This window comes from Pseudomonas asplenii, assembly GCF_001293465.1.
Taxonomy (GTDB): Bacteria; Pseudomonadota; Gammaproteobacteria; order Pseudomonadales; family Pseudomonadaceae; genus Aquipseudomonas; species Aquipseudomonas fuscovaginae_B.
On sequence record NZ_JSYZ01000003.1, the window covers coordinates 563,255 to 582,874 of the forward strand.

Annotated in this window: 17 protein-coding genes and 1 pseudogene; 11 read left to right on the forward strand and 7 right to left on the reverse strand. The window is 64.2% G+C overall.

All coding sequences use genetic code 11. The features are described from left to right. Window positions 1–40: 40 nt before the first annotated feature. The 3 genes and pseudogenes from aroQ to PF66_RS06455 all read right to left on the reverse strand — a co-directional run bounded on the left by aroQ (window position 41) and on the right by PF66_RS06455 (window position 4,437). Entirely contained in the window at window positions 41–493 is a 453-nt protein-coding gene (gene aroQ / locus PF66_RS06445; RefSeq protein WP_054059592.1) for a type II 3-dehydroquinate dehydratase, read from the reverse strand. A gap of 266 nt (window positions 494–759) precedes the next feature. Beyond that, a pseudogene (locus PF66_RS33805) lies at window positions 760–1,266 on the reverse strand (methyl-accepting chemotaxis protein); the annotation flags it as partial. Window positions 1,267–2,775: 1,509 nt separating this feature from the next. Further along, window positions 2,776–4,437 carry a response regulator gene (locus tag PF66_RS06455; RefSeq protein WP_054060072.1) on the reverse strand — a complete coding sequence of 554 codons (1,662 nt, stop codon included), beginning with the start codon at window positions 4,435–4,437 and terminating at the stop codon, window positions 2,776–2,778. 324 nt (window positions 4,438–4,761) lie between these two features. Between PF66_RS06455 and PF66_RS06460 the strand changes: the two genes are divergently transcribed. The 6 genes from PF66_RS06460 to PF66_RS06485 all read left to right on the forward strand — a co-directional run bounded on the left by PF66_RS06460 (window position 4,762) and on the right by PF66_RS06485 (window position 11,446). After that, window positions 4,762–5,829 carry a DUF2333 family protein gene (locus PF66_RS06460; protein ID WP_017903776.1) on the forward strand — a complete coding sequence of 356 codons (1,068 nt, stop codon included), beginning with the start codon at window positions 4,762–4,764 and terminating at the stop codon, window positions 5,827–5,829. 3 nt (window positions 5,830–5,832) lie between these two features. Further along, window positions 5,833–6,378 (forward strand): NUDIX hydrolase, encoded by a 546-nt coding sequence (locus PF66_RS06465; RefSeq protein ID WP_054060073.1) that lies wholly within the window; start codon window positions 5,833–5,835, stop codon window positions 6,376–6,378. A gap of 173 nt (window positions 6,379–6,551) precedes the next feature. Further along, complete coding sequence (locus PF66_RS06470; protein WP_017903778.1) at window positions 6,552–6,923, forward strand: translation initiation factor Sui1; 372 nt, start codon at window positions 6,552–6,554, stop codon at window positions 6,921–6,923. A 289-nt stretch (window positions 6,924–7,212) separates the two neighbouring features. Further along, entirely contained in the window at window positions 7,213–9,126 is a 1,914-nt protein-coding gene (gene speA, locus PF66_RS06475; protein ID WP_054062186.1) for an arginine decarboxylase, read from the forward strand. Window positions 9,127–9,377: 251 nt separating this feature from the next. Then, window positions 9,378–10,670 carry a contractile injection system protein, VgrG/Pvc8 family gene (locus tag PF66_RS06480; RefSeq protein WP_054062187.1) on the forward strand — a complete coding sequence of 431 codons (1,293 nt, stop codon included), beginning with the start codon at window positions 9,378–9,380 and terminating at the stop codon, window positions 10,668–10,670. Then, complete coding sequence (locus PF66_RS06485) at window positions 10,667–11,446, forward strand: DUF4123 domain-containing protein (RefSeq protein ID WP_081009799.1); 780 nt, start codon at window positions 10,667–10,669, stop codon at window positions 11,444–11,446. The genes PF66_RS06480 and PF66_RS06485 overlap by 4 nt, the downstream gene beginning before the upstream one ends. Here the strand turns inward: PF66_RS06485 and PF66_RS06490 are convergent, their stop codons facing one another. The 4 genes from PF66_RS06490 to PF66_RS06505 all read right to left on the reverse strand — a co-directional run bounded on the left by PF66_RS06490 (window position 11,447) and on the right by PF66_RS06505 (window position 14,006). Continuing rightward, entirely contained in the window at window positions 11,447–12,796 is a 1,350-nt protein-coding gene (locus PF66_RS06490) for an MATE family efflux transporter (RefSeq protein WP_054062189.1), read from the reverse strand. Between the two features lie 51 nt (window positions 12,797–12,847). Beyond that, a complete protein-coding gene (locus tag PF66_RS06495) occupies window positions 12,848–13,141 on the reverse strand; it encodes a hypothetical protein (protein ID WP_054060079.1) in 294 nt (97 codons plus the stop codon). 196 nt (window positions 13,142–13,337) lie between these two features. Next, on the reverse strand, window positions 13,338–13,751 hold the full coding sequence (locus tag PF66_RS06500; protein WP_026007664.1) for a response regulator: 414 nt from the start codon (window positions 13,749–13,751) through the stop codon (window positions 13,338–13,340). A 63-nt stretch (window positions 13,752–13,814) separates the two neighbouring features. Continuing rightward, complete coding sequence (locus PF66_RS06505; protein WP_054062190.1) at window positions 13,815–14,006, reverse strand: Flp family type IVb pilin; 192 nt, start codon at window positions 14,004–14,006, stop codon at window positions 13,815–13,817. 304 nt (window positions 14,007–14,310) lie between these two features. Here PF66_RS06505 and cpaB point away from each other — a divergent pair, with 304 nt between their 5' ends. The 5 genes from cpaB (at window position 14,311) to PF66_RS06530 (ending at window position 19,604) form a co-directional block, all read left to right on the forward strand. Beyond that, window positions 14,311–15,237, forward strand: coding sequence for a Flp pilus assembly protein CpaB (gene cpaB / locus PF66_RS06510; protein ID WP_054062191.1), 927 nt, complete (start codon window positions 14,311–14,313; stop codon window positions 15,235–15,237). A 104-nt stretch (window positions 15,238–15,341) separates the two neighbouring features. Next, the gene (locus tag PF66_RS06515) at window positions 15,342–16,529 is read left to right on the forward strand and encodes an AAA family ATPase (RefSeq protein WP_054062192.1); all 1,188 of its coding nucleotides are present in this window, start codon (window positions 15,342–15,344) and stop codon (window positions 16,527–16,529) included. Beyond that, a complete protein-coding gene (locus PF66_RS06520; RefSeq protein WP_054060083.1) occupies window positions 16,529–17,803 on the forward strand; it encodes a CpaF family protein in 1,275 nt (424 codons plus the stop codon). Before PF66_RS06515 ends, PF66_RS06520 begins: the two co-directional genes overlap by 1 nt. A gap of 12 nt (window positions 17,804–17,815) precedes the next feature. Further along, on the forward strand, window positions 17,816–18,712 hold the full coding sequence (locus PF66_RS06525) for a type II secretion system F family protein (protein ID WP_054060084.1): 897 nt from the start codon (window positions 17,816–17,818) through the stop codon (window positions 18,710–18,712). Between the two features lies 1 nt (window position 18,713). Then, on the forward strand, window positions 18,714–19,604 hold the full coding sequence (locus PF66_RS06530; RefSeq protein WP_054060085.1) for a type II secretion system F family protein: 891 nt from the start codon (window positions 18,714–18,716) through the stop codon (window positions 19,602–19,604). Window positions 19,605–19,620 lie beyond the last annotated feature (16 nt).

Below are 19,620 nucleotides of genomic sequence, written 5' to 3' on the forward strand. Positions count from 1 at the left end.
AACTCCCAAGGGTCGGTCAGGGGCGTTTATCGCTTGTCGTTCAAGCTGTTGCCAGTCTTTCAAGCTGCTCTAGGGCGGCCTCCAGGGCCAGTCGGTAACCGCTGGCGCCAAGGCCGCAGATCACTCCTACCGCGACATCGGAAAAGTAGGAGTGATGGCGGAAAGGTTCGCGTTTGTGCACGTTCGAAAGATGCACTTCGATGAATGGGATGCTCACTGCCAGCAATGCGTCACGTAATGCGACACTTGTATGTGTAAAAGCTGCCGGATTGATGATGATGAAGTCCACGCCTTCGTCTCGGGCGGCATGGATCCGATCGATCAACTCGTACTCGGCATTGCTTTGCAGATACATCAGATGGTGCCCGGCCTCCCGGGCCCGGCGCTCCAGGTCCTGGTTGATCTCGGCCAGCGTGACCGCGCCGTAGACGCCCGGCTCGCGGGTGCCCAGCAGGTTCAGGTTGGGTCCGTTCAGGACCAGTAGGGTCGCCATCGGCTGTTTCCTTGTCATCGGTGCGCAGGTGTCAATGCGCGCCGACTATGCCGCAAAGGGCCGGCGACTGTCCAGTTGACCGCAATAGCCAGCACGATGTCCGATGTTCGCGAAAAGTTTGTGACTCATATACGAAAACCGGTCATTCACGTTCAGTGCCGGTTCGGCGACGTTGCCTACAGGGGCCGACCAGAGGTTCATGGAACCACCGGCCGGACCGTGAGAATACCCTGTGCGGGCATGGAGAAAATGGCAGGCCTGCCTGCTCAGACGCGGAAAGCCTGCACCGCCGTATTCAGCTGTTTACCCAGTTCCAGCAGTCGCTCGCCCTGGCTGCGCCCTTCGCCGATGCGCAGCAGATTGTCCTCGCCCAGTTGGTGGATACGTTCGCTGTGGTCACGGATCTCGCTGACCGCGCCGCTCTGTTGGGCGGTGACGTCGGCGATGCGTACCGCCGTGTCGGAGATGGTCTGGATCGCCCCGACGATTTCATCCAGCGCGCCGTCGGCCGCCTGGGCCTGGCTGGCGGTGGCCTCGGCGTGTTCGACCTGGGTGCGCATGCCTTCCACCGATTCGCGGGCGGCGCTCTGCAGCCCGGCGATCAGGGTCTGGATTTCTCCGGTGGCACCGGCGGTGCGCTGGGCGAGCGTTCGCACCTCTTCGGCGACCACCGCGAAGCCTCGGCCCATTTCCCCGGCGCGGGCGGCCTCGATGGCGGCGTTGAGCGCCAGCAGGTTGGTCTGGTCGGCGATCGAGCGGATCACCGTCAGCACGCCGCCGATGGTCGCCGATTCCTCGGCCAGGTGCTCGATCATCTGCGCGTTGCCCTGCACCTCGCCAACCAGCGCATGCAGGCCGGCCAGGCTCTGGCCGATGACCGTCTGGCCGTGCTCGACCGCCAGGCCGGCACTGCGGCTGGCGTCCGCCGCCTGGCTGGCATCGCCGCTGACCTGCTGGATGGTCGCCTCCAGTTCCCCCAGGGCATCGCGGATCTGTCCGGTGTCGCCGGCCTGGCGTTCGGCGCCGCTGTGCAGGCCGCGGCTGAGGTCGGCCAGGGTACGGCTGCTGCCGGCGACCTGCTCGGCGTTCTCGCGAATGGTGCCCACCAGATCCACCAGGTAGGCGCGCAGGCGATTCAGCGAGGCTTCGATATCGTGCAGTTCGCGGTTGGTCCTGCCCAACTGGATGTCCCGGCTGAAGTCGCCTTCGGCCCAGATCGAAAGAGCTGGGGCGAGGTTGGTCAGGACCCGGGCCAACTTGCGCTGCAGGGTGTCGATCAACAGGGCGATCAGCAGGATCAGGCCGATCATCGCGCCCTGCATCAGGCGTACCTCGCTCTCGATCTGGCCGTGCTGGGCGCGGACCAGCGGCTCCATGGCGGCGATCGCCTGCTGCACGGCGCTGATTTTCTGGTGGGTCGCCGCCGCCAGGTCGGCTCGGCGCTGGATCTGCTCGCGGGTGCGGGCCAATTCGGCCGGGTAGCGGTTCAGCAGGCTGTGCAGCTCGCGCTTGAGGCCGACGCCGGTGTCTTCGGCCGCAGCCTTCTCGGTGGCCTCCAGGCCCATCATGGCGTTGAAGTCGTCCGCGCCGGACTCACTGCTGGACGTCACGCCGAGCAGGGGCAGGGCTTGCAGCTGTTCGGCCTGGCTGCGGATGCTGGCCAGTTCGCGCTCGACGTCGGCGGCCAGCTCGCTGCGGCCGCTGCTGACCAGCTTTTCCCGCGCCAGCGACAGTTTCGCCAGGTGCGAGGAGGCCGCCAGCAGGGGGGGCAGATAGGCCGCGGCCTCGGGCCTGCTGATGCCGGTGGCGTACCGGGTCAACTGTTCGAGGTTGCCGCCCAGCTCGCGTTCGGCCTGCAGCAACAGGGCCTGTGGATCGCCGGCCAGCTTGCCGGCGGCCAGCAGGTCGGTCTTGCTGAAGTCGTTCAGGGCGGCCAGGCTGGCGCGCAGGCTTTCGGTCATCGACGGCGGCAGGGCGGTGATTTCCTTGTCCATCGCTTCGATGGACTGTCCGGCGCTGCTCAGGCGCAGGGCGTCACCGCTGCCCAGGTAGTCTTCGATATTACGCGCGGCCTGGTTCTGGAACTGCTGCGACAGGCCCAGATAACGTTCCATCAATTGATAGGGGCGCTCCAGCGCCCGCTGCGACCACCAGAGCGTGGCCCCGAGTGCCAGGCAGACGGCAACGAGCAGCAGGGTGTTGAGATTGGTCAGCAACTTCAGGCGCATTCTCGATCCTATCCACGACAAGAGTGGTAAGCGCCTGAATTTATTGCTGTTTAATTACAGCGTTATGACGGACTCCGTCGAATCCGATGAAAAAGTGGCACTTTGCCTCGCTACCTGCACCCGGTTGCGCCCGGCATGCTTGGCCCGGTAAAGGGCTTCATCGGCCTGGCTTGCCATGATCAGGCTGTCGCTGTCCTCCTGCAGTTCGACCACGCCGGCGCTGAAGGTGCACCACAGGTCTTCCGGCTGGGCCGGGTAATGGATTTCCGCGAAGCGCTGGCGGATTTCTTCGAGCACCTTATAGGCCGATTCCAGGTCGGTATCGGGCATGACGATGGCGAACTCTTCGCCGCCGTAGCGGCCGATGAAGTCGGTCTTGCGCAGGCGCTGCTTGAGAAACAGCGCCAGGCTCTTGATCACCCGGTCGCCCATGGGATGGCCGTGGCTGTCGTTGACCCGCTTGAAGTGATCGATGTCGAGCATCGCGAAGCTCAGCGGCTTGCATTCGCGGCGGGCGCGGAAGCTGCAGTCCTCGAGCAGTTGCAGGATATGGGTGTGGTTGTAGAGGCCGGTCAGGCTGTCGCGGATCATCCGCGACTTGAGGTTGCGCGCCCGGGCCGCGCGGTTGCGCACGGTGGTGATCAGGTGGCGGGGCTTGATCGGCTTGGTCAGGAAGTCGTCGCCGCCCTCGCTCATGGCGTCGAGCTGCTTGTCCAGGTCGTCCTCGGCGGACAGGTAGATGATCGGCACGCTGACATAGCGGTCGTTGTGGCGGATCACCTTCGCCAGTTCGGTACCGGTGCAGGCCGGCATGTACATGTCGAGGATGATCAGGTCCGGCTGGAAGTCCGCCAGTTCGGCCATGGCCTGGATCGGGTCGATCAGGGTCCGGGTGACGATGCCGGCGCTGTTGAGCAGGCGTTCGGTGTGCAGGGCCTGGGCGCGTGAATCGTCGATGATCAGCACCTTGTACGGATCGTACTGGGCGACGCAGGTCAGCACCTCGATCTTTTCCAGCAGGCTGGAAGCCTCCAGGGTTCCGGTGAGGAATTCCTGGCCACCGGCGCGCACGGCGGCCAGGCGGGTGGGTGTGTCGGTTTCATGCAGGCTGAAAAACAGCAGCGGCAGCTTCTGTTCCAGGCCGAGCTGGGCTTCGGCCGCCAGGTGCAGGCCCATGCCGCTGCCGCTGAAGTCGACGTCCATGACGATCGCGGCCGGCAGGCGTTCGGCCATGGCCGAGCGAAACGCCGCGACATTTTCCAGCGCCTGGGCGCCGAGGCCGAAGAATTCCAGTTGCTTGGCCAGTCGCTCGGCGCGCTCGTGATCCTGCAGCATCACATAGACCGGCTTGCGCAACGGCGGCAGGAAGGTGTGCTCAAGCTGGTCGCCATGGCGCAGGCCGGTGCGCGACAGGCGCTGCATCAGGCGATTGAGTTCGGTGATCAGGCCGCTGCTGAGACGACCACGGTTGGCGTCGACCGCCTCCAGCGAGCGATGGATGCCATGGGCCAGCTGGACGTGTTCCGGTTGTTCGAAACGTTCGGCGAAACGCAGCAGGCGCAGGTTCGCCTCATTGAGTTCGGACATGTCGCCGCTCGACCATTCGCTGCGCTGCAGGCGTTGCCATATCTCCAGGATCTGGCGGGCCTGGTGAATGACCCGCTGGGCAAAGTGCTGCCTGAGGCGCTCGCGGTTGGGGTCTTCTGGCTCGCTCATATCGGGCTACTGGTTAGACGAACGGCGGAGGAAATAGTGGCTCTATGCTAGCACTTCTGTGGTCGCGGTATATGTGCCATGCGTCAACTTCTCGAATTCATTTCGTGACCCCCTGGTCAGCGTCCGGAGTGACGGAGATGGTCAATTGGGCGGCGCTTGCATGAAGCGTCCCGCAGCCGCTTGATTTATAGTGGGGCGATGGATGGCAACGCGGCCGTGCCTTGCCCGACGAACGCCGGCCTTGAGGCGAATTCGGTTGGGCAGGGCACGATGGGCCAGGGTTGTGGTCAACCGATGAACTCAAGTGATCGAAAGGATAGAGCCATGCTGGACTGGAAAAAACGCGCAGGCAGCGCGCCGGAACGCGCTGCAGAACCCTCGCCGGCACCCCGCGGCTATTTTGCCGGCCTGCTGTTCAGTCGTGCCCTGGCAACCCTGGTCGGGTTGTACCTGGTGGTGACGATTCTGCTCGGCTGGTACTGGAGCCAGGAGCCGGCGCTGTTTCCCGTCCAGCAGAACGCGCAGATGGCCGCCGAGAAGCAGGGGCGCAAGATGGTCGTCGGTTATACCACGGTCGAGACCCTCAAGACGGTGGTCGGTACCCTGCTGAACAAGCCGGGTGGCTATCTCTCCAACGATCGTTTCCCGCCTGGTGTCTGGCTGGACAACATTCCCAGCTGGGAATACGGCGTGCTGGTCCAGGTGCGCGACCTGACTCGCGCCCTGCGCAAGGATTTCGCCCGCTCGCAATCGCAGTCGGCCGAAGACGCCGACCTGGCCAAGGCCGAGCCGCGCTTCAACTTCGACAACCGCAGCTGGATGCTGCCGTCCAGTGAGGCGGAGTACCAGGAGGGCATCAACTCCCTGGATCGCTACCAGGCCCGGCTGTCGGACCCTAACCAGAACAACGCGCTGTTCTACGCCCGTGCCGACAACCTGAACAACTGGCTCGGCGATGTCGCCACGCGCCTGGGCTCGCTGTCCCAGCGCCTGTCGGCCAGTGTCGGGCGGGTCAAGCTGAACTCCGCGCTGAAAACCGAAAGCGTGGCCCCGGGCCAGGTGCCGCAGGTTGACGAAGAAGTGGTCGAGACGCCGTGGCTGCAGATCGACAACGTGTTCTACGAAGCCCGTGGCCAGGCCTGGGCGCTGTCGCACCTGCTGCGGGCGATCGAGGTCGACTTCGCCGACGTGCTGGCGAAGAAGAATGCGACGGTCAGCGTGCGGCAGATCATCCGCGAGCTGGAAGCCTCGCAGGAGCCGGTCTGGAGCCCGATGATCCTCAACGGCAGCGGCTTCGGCGTCCTGGCCAACCACTCGCTGGTCATGGCCAACTACATTTCGCGGGCCAACGCCGCGGTGATCGACCTGCGCCAACTGCTCAACCAGGGTTGATCGATGAATGTCTCCCCGAACGAGGTGGCGCATCGCGCCGCCTCCGATGCCGAGCTGATCGCCTGGGTCGACGACGACGATCGCCTGCAAGGCAGCCTCGCCCGCGCCGAGTTGCGTGAGCGCGGCCTGATCGGACGTGGCACCTACATCCTGCTGTTCAATTCGGCCGGTGAGCTGTGCGTGCATCGGCGGACCCTGAGCAAGGCCATCTATCCCGGCTACTGGGACGTGGCGGCCGGCGGCATGGTCCAGGCCGATGAAAGCTACGCCGAGTCGGCCGCCCGCGAGCTGGAGGAGGAGCTGGGCGTCAGTGGCGTACCCTTGACCGCCCACGAGCGTTTCTTCTTCGATCAGCCGGGCAACCGGCTCTGGTGTGCGGTGTTCAGTGCTGTCTGGGACGGGCCCTTGCGCCTGCAACCGGAAGAAGTGCTGGAGGCACGTTTCGTCGCGGTGGATACCGCCGTGGAGGAAAGCGCGCGCAAGCCCTACTGCCCGGACTCCCTGGCGGCCCTGAAGCGCTATTTGCAGGGCGTCGCAAAACCTTCATGAAATGGCGCCGATTGGCTCTTGGGTCATCGGCCTTTTGCCGTTACACTGCGCGACTTTTCAAGCTCAAGCGGCCTGGCCGCCTTGAGTAGCGCTGCCCCTGCCTGAGTGGGGCTTCGCGGTCGTCGCCCGTCATGGCTTTCGACCAGTCTTTCGTCCTCCCAAGAGGATTGCCGGTGGCCAAAAAAGCCGCATCCTTCGCCGCTCTCGGCGGCCTGGTGTTTTCCACCGACGCAGGCCGACATTGCCCCGACTGTAGCCAGCCGGTGGCCGCCTGTACCTGCAAACAGACCCGTATCCCCGAAGGCGACGGTATTGCCCGCGTGCGCCGCGAAAGCAAGGGCCGTGGCGGCAAGACGGTGACGACGATCACCGGCGTGCCCCTGGCCGAAGACGCCCTCAAGGAACTGGCCAGTACCTTGAAGAAACGCTGTGGTACCGGTGGCGCGCTGAAAGACGGCGTCATCGAGATCCAGGGCGACCATGTCGAGTTGCTGCTGGGCGAGCTGGTCAAACACGGTTTCAAGGCGAAGAAGTCCGGCGGCTAGCAGCCTCTGTGAAAACCACCGTGCAGTCGACCCGCCAGCCCGGATGAACCCGGCCTGGCAGTCGCGCCCATGGTTTTCACAGAGCCTGTTCCCGCACAGCCTCTTGGGGGCTGTACGAAATGTTTTCAACGCAGCCTGGGCGAGCGCGGATACATAGCGTACAGAGCCTAAACTCGGAGCTGTATCCGTGGTCTCACACGGATACAGGCGAATCGTCATTTTCATTCTTTAGACTGCGCGCAGCCTGGGTCCAGGCGGCGCTACCTGACTTCTTCTATAGGGGACTTCGATGTCCGTACGACGCACACGCAAAGACGATGGCAGCCAATGGACAGTTGCGGACAGCCGCAGTGTTTACGGGATTCGCCATTGGGGGGCCGGATATTTCGCGATCAATGATGCCGGTCGCGTAGAGGTTCGTCCGAACGGCCCGAACAGTTCGCCCATCGATCTCTTCGAGCAGGTCGACGAGCTGCGCAAGAGCGGCTTGTCCCTGCCCCTGCTGGTGCGCTTCCCGGATATCCTGCAGGACCGCGTCCGCCAACTGACCGGCGCGTTCGACGCGAACATCGCGCGCCTGGAATACCAGAGCAAGTACACCGCGCTGTATCCGATCAAGGTCAACCAGCAGGAAGCGGTGATCGAGAACATCATCGCCACCCAGAACGTCTCCATCGGCCTGGAGGCCGGCTCCAAGCCCGAGCTGCTGGCGGTGCTGGCGCTGGCGCCGAAAGGCGGCACCATCGTCTGCAACGGCTACAAGGACCGCGAGTTCATTCGCCTGGCGCTGATGGGCCAGAAGCTCGGTCACAACGTGTTCATCGTGATCGAGAAAGAGTCCGAGGTGGAACTGGTGATCGAGGAGGCCGCCTCCCTCAAGGTCAAGCCCCAGGTCGGCCTGCGGGTGCGCCTGTCGTCCCTGGCGTCGAGCAAGTGGGCCGATACCGGTGGCGAGAAATCCAAGTTCGGCCTGTCGGCGGCGCAACTGCTGTCGGTGGTCGAGCGTTTCCGCACGGCCGGCCTCGACCAGGGCATCCGCCTGCTGCACTTCCACATGGGTTCGCAGATTGCCAACCTGGCCGACTACCAGTACGGCTTCAAGGAAGCGATCCGCTACTATGGCGAACTGCGCAACCTCGGCCTGCCGGTGGATCACATCGACGTCGGTGGCGGCCTGGGGGTCGACTACGACGGTACCCACTCGCGTAACGCCAGTTCGATCAACTACGACATGGATGACTACGCCGGTGTCGTGGTCGGCATGCTCAAGGAGTTCTGCGACGCGCAGAACCTGCCGCATCCGAACATCTTCTCCGAGAGTGGCCGGTCGCTGACCGCCCACCACGCGATGCTGGTAGTGCAGGTGACCGACGTCGAGAAACACAACGACGACGTGCCGCACATCGAGAATCCGCAAAACCTGCCGGAAACCGTGCAGTGGCTGGTGGAACTGCTGGGCCCGACCGATATCGAGATGGTCACCGAAACCTACTGGCGCGCCACCCACTACATGAGCGACGTGGCCACCCAGTACGCCGATGGCAAGCTGACCCTGGCCGAGAAGGCCCTGGCCGAGCAGTGCTACTTCGCCGTGTGCCGCCGCCTGCACAACTCGCTGAAGGCCCGCCAGCGTTCGCATCGCCAGGTGCTCGACGAACTCAACGACAAGCTCGCCGACAAGTACATCTGCAACTTCTCGGTATTCCAGAGCCTGCCCGATACCTGGGCCATCGGCCAGGTGTTGCCGATCCTGCCGCTGCATCGGCTGAACGAGGAGCCGCTGCGGCGTGCGGTGCTGCAGGACCTGACCTGCGACTCCGACGGCAAGATCAAGCAGTACGTCGACGAGCAGAGCATCGAGACCAGCCTGCCGGTGCACGCGGTGAACGAAGGCGAAGACTACCTGCTGGGGATCTTCCTGGTCGGTGCCTACCAGGAAATTCTCGGCGACATGCACAACCTGTTCGGTGACACCGACTCGGTGAACATCTACCAGAATGCCGACGGCAGCGTGTACCACGCCGGTATCGAAACCCACGACACCATCGAGGACATGCTGCGTTATGTGCACCTGTCGCCGGAGGAACTGATGACTCACTACCGCGACAAGGTCGCCAGTGCCAGCATCAGCGTCAAGGAGCGGACCCAGTTCCTCGATGCATTGCGTCTGGGCCTGACCCGTTCGTCCTACCTGTCCTCATGAGGCAAGGCCGATAGTTCCTCGGAACCAGCCCTTTCAATAAAGGGCTTTTTCCTTTGATCGTGTAGGCTTGGTCTGAATCTCGAAAACCCACCCTCTGCGGTGGGTTTTTTATTGCCTAACGGCAAAGTGATGGTTTCACCGCTTCCGTGTTTTGTGTAGGTGATTTCTCTAACGCCTGTTTGCCCCTCTACTCGCTCTTTTCCCTCGGCGAAAATCCCGAGTCCAAGTCGAGCCCATGTAGAGGAATATCCATGTTCGATCCAGCCAACCAGCCGTTTTTCCGTCTGGATGTTGCCGGCTTGTCCCGTCCTCTGGCTGTCACTTCCTTCAGCGGTCGCGAGGCGGTCAGCGAGCTGTTCGCCTTCGAACTGGACGTGCCCGACGAGACCATTGGAACGGATCCGGGCAGGCTGATGTACCGCAGTTGTTTTCTGTGCCTGGGGGCCGCCGATCAGGGTATCCATGCACAGATCCAGGGCGTCAACCTGCGTTGTTCCGGCCTGGCTCCGGGCCACTGCCGGCTGTTTCTCGGGCCGCGCCTGGGGCTGCTGGCGCAGCGCCTGCGTCGGCGCCTGTTCCAGCAGCGCACGGTACCGGGGATCATTGCCCAGGTGCTGGGTGAGCACGGCCTGCGGGATGACGCGTTTCGTTTCTCCCTCAAGGCGCGTTGTGTCCCGCGACCGTATTGCGTGCAGTTCGACGAATCCGACCTGGCGTTCGTCCAGCGACTCTGTGCCGAGGAAGGCATCCACTTTCACTTCCAGCACTCGCGGAACCATCATCGCCTGGTATTCACCGATGGGCTGGGTGCCTTGCGGCGGACCCGGGAAGCGCGCTTCTGCCCGGATGACGGACCCGGGGTCGAGGATTTCCAGGTCGCCCTGTCGGGGCGGCTGCCCCGCCGTGGCGGGCGCGGCCAGGAGTTGGCGCAGGGCGAAAGTGATTTGCCGGGGCTTCATTGTGCAGCCTTTATGCCGCTGTCCGGGCACCCCTGCGCGGCGTGGAACCGCCTGTGGCTGATCACGGCGCTTGAGCATCGCGGCGACAGCAGCCCGCGCGAACCTTGGGGGTTGTTCTACCGCAACCTGTTCAGCGCGACCTCCTGGGAGGTGGCCCTGCGCACCTCCCGCCGTTATCCGAAACCGCGGTTGTCCGGCCTGTTTCGGGCCCGGCTGGCCGCTGGCGAGAGGCGCGCCAGCCCGGACGGGCAAGTGCGGCTCGCCGTGCAGTTGCTGGTCTTCTATCAGGGCGAGGGTGCCCGGCAGAGCACCTGCCACCTGCCGCTCGACCGCTCGGCGATGGCCGACGCCGATGCATTCGTTGCAGGGCTGGAGGTGGGGACGCCGCTCTGGGTGCGGTTTGCCGATGGCGACCCGGACCGGCCGCACATTGTCGGGCGCGCCGAGACCCGGCAGTGGCAGGCGCAGTCTGCCGGTGACCCGGTATGTGAACTGTTGCGTATGGGGCATCCACTGGTATTGCTGTGCCCCCCTGCAAGCGATAGCCGGCCAGCTTCCTGCGGTTGCCGGGGTTGCCTGCCGTGAACACGAATGCGACATGGCTGCTGCTGGATATCCCCACGGCACCCGGCTTGGTTGCGGCCTTGCGGGAGCGCTATGCGCACTACGAAAGCTACCCGTTGTTCGAGGGTACGCCGTTCCACGGTGTGCGTGACTGGGGGCCGCGGCTGCTGCGACTGGCGGCGGATTGTCCGTTGGCGACGCTGAGCCAGGCCCGGCCCACGGCCTGGGGTGGGCTGTTCCTGCGTAGCCGGGCTCCCGTCCCCGTCCTGTTGGCCCATTTGCGGCAGATGCTGGTGGTGCGCTTCGACGGCGAGCGTCAGGGCGTGGTCAGCTATTACAACCCGCAGACCGCCAGCTATTTTTTTGACGGTACCGATAGCCGTGAACTGAGCCGTTGGCTTGGGCCGATCAGTCTTCTCTACTGGTACGGCGGCACCTGGGCCGACAAGGCTGCCGGTTGTCTCGGCTGGCAGCAGTTGATCAATCCGCAGTTGGAAGGGCCGGCTCTCGGCGCCGGGGAGCCCCTCAGTGCCGCTCAGCAGCGGCGGCTGCAGGTGTGTCTGCTGGAGCGGCATGCCTACCAGTGGAGCCGGGCCAGCGGCCACGATTACGCCAGGACCTGGGGTCATCTGCAGGAGGGCGTCGCCCAGGGCTTTCGCGACAGTGCCAGCCTCGATGACTGGCTATGGTTGCGGGCGCAGTATCCAGCGGCGCCATTTCCATCCGGCCTACCGGGCGATACGCCGGGCGAGCGCCTGGAGCATCTGCGCCAGGCCTGGATGCGGGCGCGGGGCTGACTAGTGCGTCGGGCTGTTGAACCAGCGATCCCGCCGCTGCAGTTTCCAGGCACAAGCGCCCAGGGTCAGGCTGCGCAGCGACATGAACAGCAGGAACGCGATCCACAGGCCGTGATTGCCGTAGCGGCTCAGGATCCAGGCGAAGGGCAACGCGATCAGCACGCTGGCGAGCATCGCGTCGCGCATCTCACGGGCGCGGGTGGCACCGATGAACAAGCCGTCCAGCAGATAACTCCAGACCGCGACCAGCGGCAGCACGGCCAGGTAGGGCAGATAGCCAAAGGCGGTTTCGCGCACACTGGGGATGTCGGTCTGCAGGGTGATGAACAGGTGGCCGCCGAGCAGGAACAGCAAGGCGAAGCCGAGACTGGCCAGCAGTGACCAACCCGCGGCAACGACCAGCGAGCGACGCAGGGTCTGACGATCCCCGGCACCGATCGCGTGCCCGCACAGGGCTTCGACCGCATGGGCCAGGCCATCGAGGGCGTGCGCGGTCAGCAGCAGGCCGTTGAGCAGCAGGGCATTGGCGGCGACGGTGGCGTCGCCCAGGCGGGCACCTTGTATCGTGATCAGGAAAAACACCGATTGCAGGGCCATGCTGCGGATGAAGATATCGCGGTTGACGGTCAGCAAGGGGCGCCAGTTGCGCCACAGGGCCAAGGCTGCCCAGGCCAGCTTGCCGGGGTAGCTGCGCAGGGCGCCGCCGGTCAGCGCCAGGCCGAGCAGGGCACCGCTCCATTCGGCGACGACCGACGCCCGCGCCGTGCCGACCACGCCCCATTCCAGACCGAGTACGAACCACAGGTTCAGGGCGATATTCATCAGGTTGGTGGTCAGCAGGATCGCCAGCGGCGCCCGGGCATTCTGGGTGCCGAGGAACCAGCCGACCAGCGCGTAGCTGGCCAGTGCCGCCGGTAGCCCGAACAGGCGGGTATGGAAGAAGTCCAGGGTCAGTTGCCGCAGTTCGACCGAGGGTTGCATGACTTGCAGCGCCAGATGGCTGAAGGGCAGTGCGATGACCCCGAGAAACAGCGCCAGCAGCAGACTCAGCAGCAGCCCCTGCAGGAGAACCTGCCGCAGCGCGGTCCCGTCGCCGCGTCCGGCGGCCTGGGCGGCGAAGCCGGTAGAGCCCATGCGCAGGAAACCCATGGCCCAGGCCAGGAAAATGTACAGGCTGGCCCCCACCGCCACGGCGCCCAACTGGTGGGCATGGGGCAGGTGACCGATCACCGTGCTGTCGACCAGCGCCACCAGTGGAACGGAAATATTCGACAGAATCATCGGTGCGGCGAGCGCCCAAACCCGCCGATGGGTGGGGCGGTCGCGCCAGTCAGTGAGCAGGGTGGACATGCAGGCTCCTCGCAAGAGCGCGCATTGTAGCCGTCGGTCGCGCAGCGGTCGTCAGTGAATGATCCAGCTCAGCAGCCAGAGCCCGAGCAGCAGCCAGATGATGCCGAGGAAGATCGAGGCGCGCATGAAGGCCCGGACTGCCGAGTAGAGGAACATCAGGCCGACGATCAGGGCCAGGATGCTGATCAGCGAGGTGTCCATGCCCAGGGCCCGGGCCAGGCCGTCGATGAAGTTGCCGCCGGCGTTGGCCAGCAGGCTGAACAGTCCGCCCAGGCCATCGACGATGAAGCGGATCACCGAGCCGAGCACCCGACCCAGCCACTCGAAAAAGCCTTCTACCTGCATATGCGTACCCTGATGAGCGTGTGGCGCGGATTGTAGCCTTTGGCTGTGGAACTGGCAGCAAGGTTCCCGCTGGCATGGCGTGTCGAGAACAGGGGCTGATCGCTGGGGGAGATCCCTGGAGCGGCGATGGTAATTTCAGGCTGGCGGGCCAGGCGGCATTCTTCGCAGGCAGGCCCGCTCTCGCAAACGCGGGTTGTCAGGAGCCCACGACATGGATCCGCGGCTGCGGGAACAGGTTGTTGAGGGTTTCCAGCAGGCGCACGTGATAGATGGGTTTGCGGAACAGGTCCAGCACCTGCAGGCGCAGCATGTCGCTGACATCGTCCATGTCGGCATGCCCGGAGGTCACGATCACCGGCAGGTGCTGGCGTGAGGTGTGCTCGCGCAGCCGCTTGATCAGCGACATGCCGCTTTCCTCGGGCATGCGAAGGTCGGTAATGACCAGCGCGATGTCGGGGTGCTTGGTCAGGTGGAACAGAGCCTGCTTGACCGAGGTCGCGGTGAAGCAGGAGAACCCTTCTCCTTCCAGCAACTCGGCCAGCTCCAGGAGTGCGTCCTCTTCGTCATCCACTAGAAGGAGCTGTTGGCGTGGGGGAACAGAGGAAGTCATGGGGGATTCCTGTCGCAGGGTTCACGTTCCAGTTTAGCGCCTCCTTGACGAGGAGGGGAGGGCTCAGCTGCCCAGGCCAGTTTTGATGCTTTGGAAGACGTTGCCGATCTTCGTGGATATGTCAGTGGTAAAACCGGCGATAATAACCGCCACCATCGCCGCCACAATCGCATATTCGATACCCGAAGCACCCTCCTTGCGACTCATGAAAAGCTGAACCTGCACATACAGCCTGGTAATGAAATCAAGGATCATCTGACAACTCCTTACGTCTTTAAACGCTGTATCAGCCGCCTTACGACATGGTTTCCCTATGCCATCACAGCATCGTCAACAAAGCGGCGGGCAACAACTGTAAGAAAGGATTAATCACAAAGTATTAGTCCGAAGGTTGGCGTCAATAAACGTCGGTTTCCTTTCTCTAATCTGCGGATATTTTCGGTTGGGTAATGGCATTTCGTCCTAGCTGGACTACCTTCAAATAGCGAAAAAATTGATGTTCATAGCTGCCTGAATGCGAGGGTTTCGCGGGTCGCGCAGTCGGAAAGGGAGAGCCGTCATGAACAGTCGAGTGACCATGGGGCTGGCGGCCATCTTGTTGATCGCAGCGCTGGTTGTCGGATATTGGGGGCTGATGCTCAGTCATCCGCCGGCACCTGTGGTTCCGGCCGTCAGCGCACCTGTGGACAACCCGGCCGCTGCCGAGGAACCGGCGCGCCAGCCGGTGGTGGTGCTGGCCCACGATGTCCCTCCCTTCGTTCCCCTGACGGCCGCCGACCTGGTGATCGAGCGCCTGCGTATCGCCCCACCCGGCAGCTTCGGTTCGTTGCAGGAAGCGGTGGATCGCATTCCCTGGCGGCCCCTGAAGGCCGGGACCTGGCTCAGTGACGAGAGTTTCCAGGCCGGTGGCCCGCTGGCACGCATGATCCGTTCCGACGAGCGTGCACTGGCAGTGGCCGTGGACGAGGTGATCGGGGCCGGCGGGCAATTGACGCCCGGGGACTATGTCGATGTGCTGCTGTTCCTGCGCCAGGATGCCAGCAATCTGCAGCAGTCGGCCCAGGTGGTGATTCCGGCGATGCGTCTGCTCAGCGTCGGCGAGCAACTGGGCCTGACCAATGATGGCAAGCCCGCGTCGGGCGCCAGTGCCAGTGAGCGGGCCAATCAGGAACTGCGTCGCGCGTCTGCCCGCACCGTGGTGCTGGCGGTTCCCGAACCGCTGTTGAGCCGGTTGATGCTGGCGACTCAGGTCGGCACCCTGCGCCTGGCGGTGCGCAGTGCCGATGAGCACCTGTTGCCTCGCTACTGGGCTGGCGAGAAGGTCGGTGCCGCCAACCTCAAGTCGGCCAGCGCCGAGCTGTTCCAGTTCAACCAGTTGGCCCTGGCCGGGGCCCCCAGGGGCCAGCCCCCGGTTGTCGAGAGCGGCGGGCGTGGCCAGGGGGCCGTGGTGATCCGTGGCAACCAAGTCAGTCAATCAACACCCTGATCTGCAAGGAAACTTCGGATGAGTGGATCCCTGTCGAGCGTCAAACGAGTGGCCCGGGCCTTGTTCCGGTGGCGTTTGTCGGTGCAACGTAGCGGATTATCGAAATGAGCCAGAGCCTGAGCCAGACCTTCCTGGCAATCACCCGCAACACCACCGACCTGGAATGGCTGCAGGGCGCCCTGGCGCCGTTGGGCCAGGTGGTCAGCGCCGGCGGCAGTCTCGACGAGTTGCTGTCGCTGGTGGACGTCACCTTTGCCGGGCTGATTTTCGTCGGCCTCGACCGGGAGAACCTGGTGGCCCAGAGCGCCCTGATCGAAGGGTTGCTGGAGGCCAAGCCGATGCTGGCGATCGTCGCCCTCGGCGACGGCATGGACAACCAGCTGGTGCTCAATGCAATGCGCGCCGGAGCCCGGGACTTCGTCGCCTACGGCTCGCGCTCCAGCGAAGTGGCCGGGTTGGTCCGACGCCTGAGCAAGCGCCTGCCGGCGGTGGCACCGAGTGCGCAGATGGGCGGTTTCACCGTTCTGTACGGCGCCCAGGGCAATGCCGATGGGGCACTGTTGTCCACTCACCTGGCCCTGGTGGTGCAGAAGAGCGGGCAACAGACCCTGCTGCTCGACCTCGGCCTGCCCCGGGGCGACAGCCTGGCGTTGCTCGGTCTGGAAAGCTCGTTCCATTTTGGCGACGCGCTGCGCCACCTGCGCCGCCTGGACTCGACGATGATCGACAGCGCCTTCACCCGCACCGAAGAGGGGCTGCGCATCCTCGCCTATGCCAGTACCGACGAGCCTCTCAAGCGCACCAGCGCCGCCGAGTTGTACATGTTGCTCAGCGCCCTGCGCCAGCACTTCCAGCACATCATCGTCAATCTCACCGGACAGCCCGACAGCGAGGCCCTGCGCACTTTCGTCAGTCACTGCGACAAGCTGCTCTGGTACACCGACCAGAGTGTGCTCGATTGCCGACGCAACCTGACGATCCTCAACCTGTGGCGGGAAAAGGGTATGAAGCTCGACCACGCGCGGCTGCTGGTCGACCGTTATCTCAAGAACGTTTCACCGGACTCCGAAACCCTGGGCAAGACGTTCGGGCTGCCGGTCCTGTCGGTACTGCCCTTGAATGTCGAGGTGCGGCTGAATGCGAAGAACCAGGGCCAGACGCTGTTCGAGCTGGCCCCGCGCGAAGCCCTGACCCAGGGCCTCAAGTCCCTGGGCGAGCACCTGGCCAAGCGCTCCGAGGGCCGTACCAGGACCGCCGAGGGCTGGCTCAACAGGATCTGGGGGCATAAGTGATGAGCGAGAAACTGTTCGGCGGCCAGAGCCGTGGAGCGGCCGGCAACACCGATCATGAAGGGCTCAAGCTGGTTTTGCATCGCTACATCATCGATGCCATCGAGGAGTCGGGGAAGAACCTGTTGGAAGGCTCGCGCCAGGTCCTGGCGCAGTTCGTCATCGACAAGGTCGGCGAGTATGTGTCGCGCCTGCACCTGGCGATTTCCCGTTACGAGATGGAGCGGCTGGCGGAGGAGATCGTCGATGAACTGACCGGCTTCGGTCCGCTGGAGGTGCTGCTGCGTGACACGGCGGTCACCGAGATTCTGGTCAACGGACCGCATCGGGTGTTTCTCGAACGCGATGGCCTGTTGCACCAGAGCGACCTGCGTTTTATCGACGACCACCACGTGGAACGGGTCATCCAGCGGATCCTCGCGCCCCTCGGTCGACGCCTGGACGAGTCGTCACCGATGGTCGACGCACGGATGCCCGATGGCAGCCGGGTCAACGCGATCATTCCGCCGATCGCCCTGGACGGTCCTTGCCTGTCGATCCGCAAGTTTCGTAAGGACATGCTCAAGAGCAACGATCTGGTGGCGATGCAGACCATCGACCAGGCCATTCTCGAATTCTTCCAGGACGCCGTGGGCAAGCGCTGCAACATCCTGATCAGTGGCGGCACCGGCACCGGCAAGACCACCCTGCTCAATATCCTCAGCCAGTTGATCAACCGCCACCAGCGCCTGGTCACCATCGAGGACGTCGCCGAACTGCAACTCAACCATCCCCATGTGGTGCGCCTGGAGACCCGTCCGCCGAACGCCGAGGGCCATGGCGAGGTGAGGTCCAGCGACCTGATCCGCAACGCCCTGCGGATGCGCCCGGATCGGATCATCCTCGGCGAGATTCGCGGCGTGGAAGTGCTCGACGTGCTGACGGCGATGAACACCGGCCACGACGGTTCGATGAGCACGGTGCACGCCAACAATGCCCAGGACGCCCTGCTGCGCCTGGAAACCCTGGTGGGGCTGACCGGACGCCAGGTGGCGGAGAAGACCCTGCGCCAGATGATCTGCGCGGCGCTGGACGTGGTGATCCAGTTGACCCGCCTGCCCGATGGCCGTCGTTGTGTCAGCGAAGTGGTGGAGGTGGTCGGGGTTCGCGATGACATCTATGTCACCAACACCCTGTTCCGGCTCGATCGCCGCAACGGCTTCAGTTTCCAGCGCGATGCCGTCAACCCGGCGGGCGACAAGCTGCGGCGCGAGTTGCACCTGGGCTTCGACGATTGAGGAGGTCTGGCCATGTTCGCTCCGCTGTTGCTTGGGCTCACCTGCCTGCTGCTGCTCGGGCTCTCGCTGCGGCTGTTCTACCTGGCGATGCGCAAGACCGGCAACGAGCGGGTGCTCAGCCGTCTGACCGAGGGGCAGCCGGAGTTGGTGACTGTCGCCAGTCCCGCCGGCCCGCTGAGGAACCATCTGGACCGGCTGTTCCTGCGTGCCGGGCTGGATCGTCCGGGTGAGCGGCTGGTCCTGTGGCTGGTCGTCTGGATGGCGCTGGTCTTCCTGGGAGGGTTGTCAGTGGGGGTGGTCGGTCTGGTGCTGGTGTTGCTGATACCGCCGCTAGGCCTGAGGCTGTTCGTGGGCTGGCGTTACCGGCGGCGGGTGCGGCGGATGGTCGAGCAATTGCCGCAGATGCTCGACTATGCGGTGCGCAGCCTGAAGTCCGGGCGGACCCTGGCCGATGCGATCCTCGGTGGCATCGAGGCGTCGGCCGATCCGCTGCGCGAGTCCATGGCGCGTATCCGGCGTAACGTCGAACTGGGCGTCAGCCTGCCGGAGGCGGCCAGCGATTTCGCCGAGTTCTACGAGCGCGAGGAGTTTCGCTTCCTGGCACTTGGCCTGAAGGTCAACCACCGTTACGGCGGCAATGCCAGCGAACTGCTGGAAAACCTGATGAAGCTGATCCGCGAGCGCGATCAGGCCGCGCGGCAACTGCGCGCGATGACCGGCGAGACCCGCATGACCGCGGTGGTCCTGGCGCTCCTGCCGATCAGCGTGGCGGGTTACTTCATGGTGACCAACCCGGGGTATCTGCTGAACATGTGGCAGGATCCGAGCGGCCAGCGGATGCTGCTGTTTTCCTTTGGTCTGCAGGCGCTCGGTTGCCTGGCGCTGTGGCGCATGCTGCGGAGCGTATGACATGGCCCTGCTGATGAGTGTGCTGCTGTTTCTCGCCGCCCTGGTGCTGATCGTCGGCGACAGGCTGCAGAGGCGCCAGCGCGAACGGGCGGTGACCGAGCGTTTGCAGGGGCACATGGTGCGTGAGCGACACAAGCTGAGCGATTGGCTGCGTGTTCTGGGTGAAACCCGTTTCGGCCAGCGCTCGGTGAGTATCGACAACGAAACCCAGGTGCTGCTCAACCGTATCGGTTGGCGCAAGGCGAACCAGCGCTCGTTGTTCGCCGCCTGCCAGATCGGCACGCCGGTACTGGTGCTGGTGCTCGTCCTGCTGGTACAGGGGCTGTTCTTTACCGAGCTGGAATCACCCTGGATCGCGCCGTTCCTCGGGCTGGCCGCCGGCTATCTGCTGCCCAAGCGCCTGTTGGTCATGGCCGCCACGCGTCGACAGCGGCAGGTCACTGTCGAGGTTTCGACCTTCATTCCGCTGTTGCGCATCCTCTTCGAGTCGGGCATGGCCGTGGAGCAGGCGTTGCGGGTGCTCGCCAGCGAATCCCGGCAACTGCTGCCGGTGCTGAGCGGCGAGTTGCAACTGGTCCTGGCCAGGGTCGATTCCGGTCTGGAGTTGAGCGAGGAACTGGGCAAGATGGCGCGGTTTCTGGCGGTCGACGAGTTCGACGACACTTGCGTCATTCTCCAGCAACTGCTCCAACAGGGCGGTGGGGCGATGAAGTCGTTGCTGGCGCTCAAGCAACTGCTCGATGACCGACGCCTGACCCGCTTGCAGGAGTACATCTCGAAGATGTCGGCGAAGATGTCGGTGGTGATGATGGTGTTTCTGTTTCCGGCGTTGTTGATCGTGCTCGCCGGCCCGGGTTTTACCGCCCTGAGCAAGGCCTTCGGCACGTCCTAGGCTATGTACGAAATCG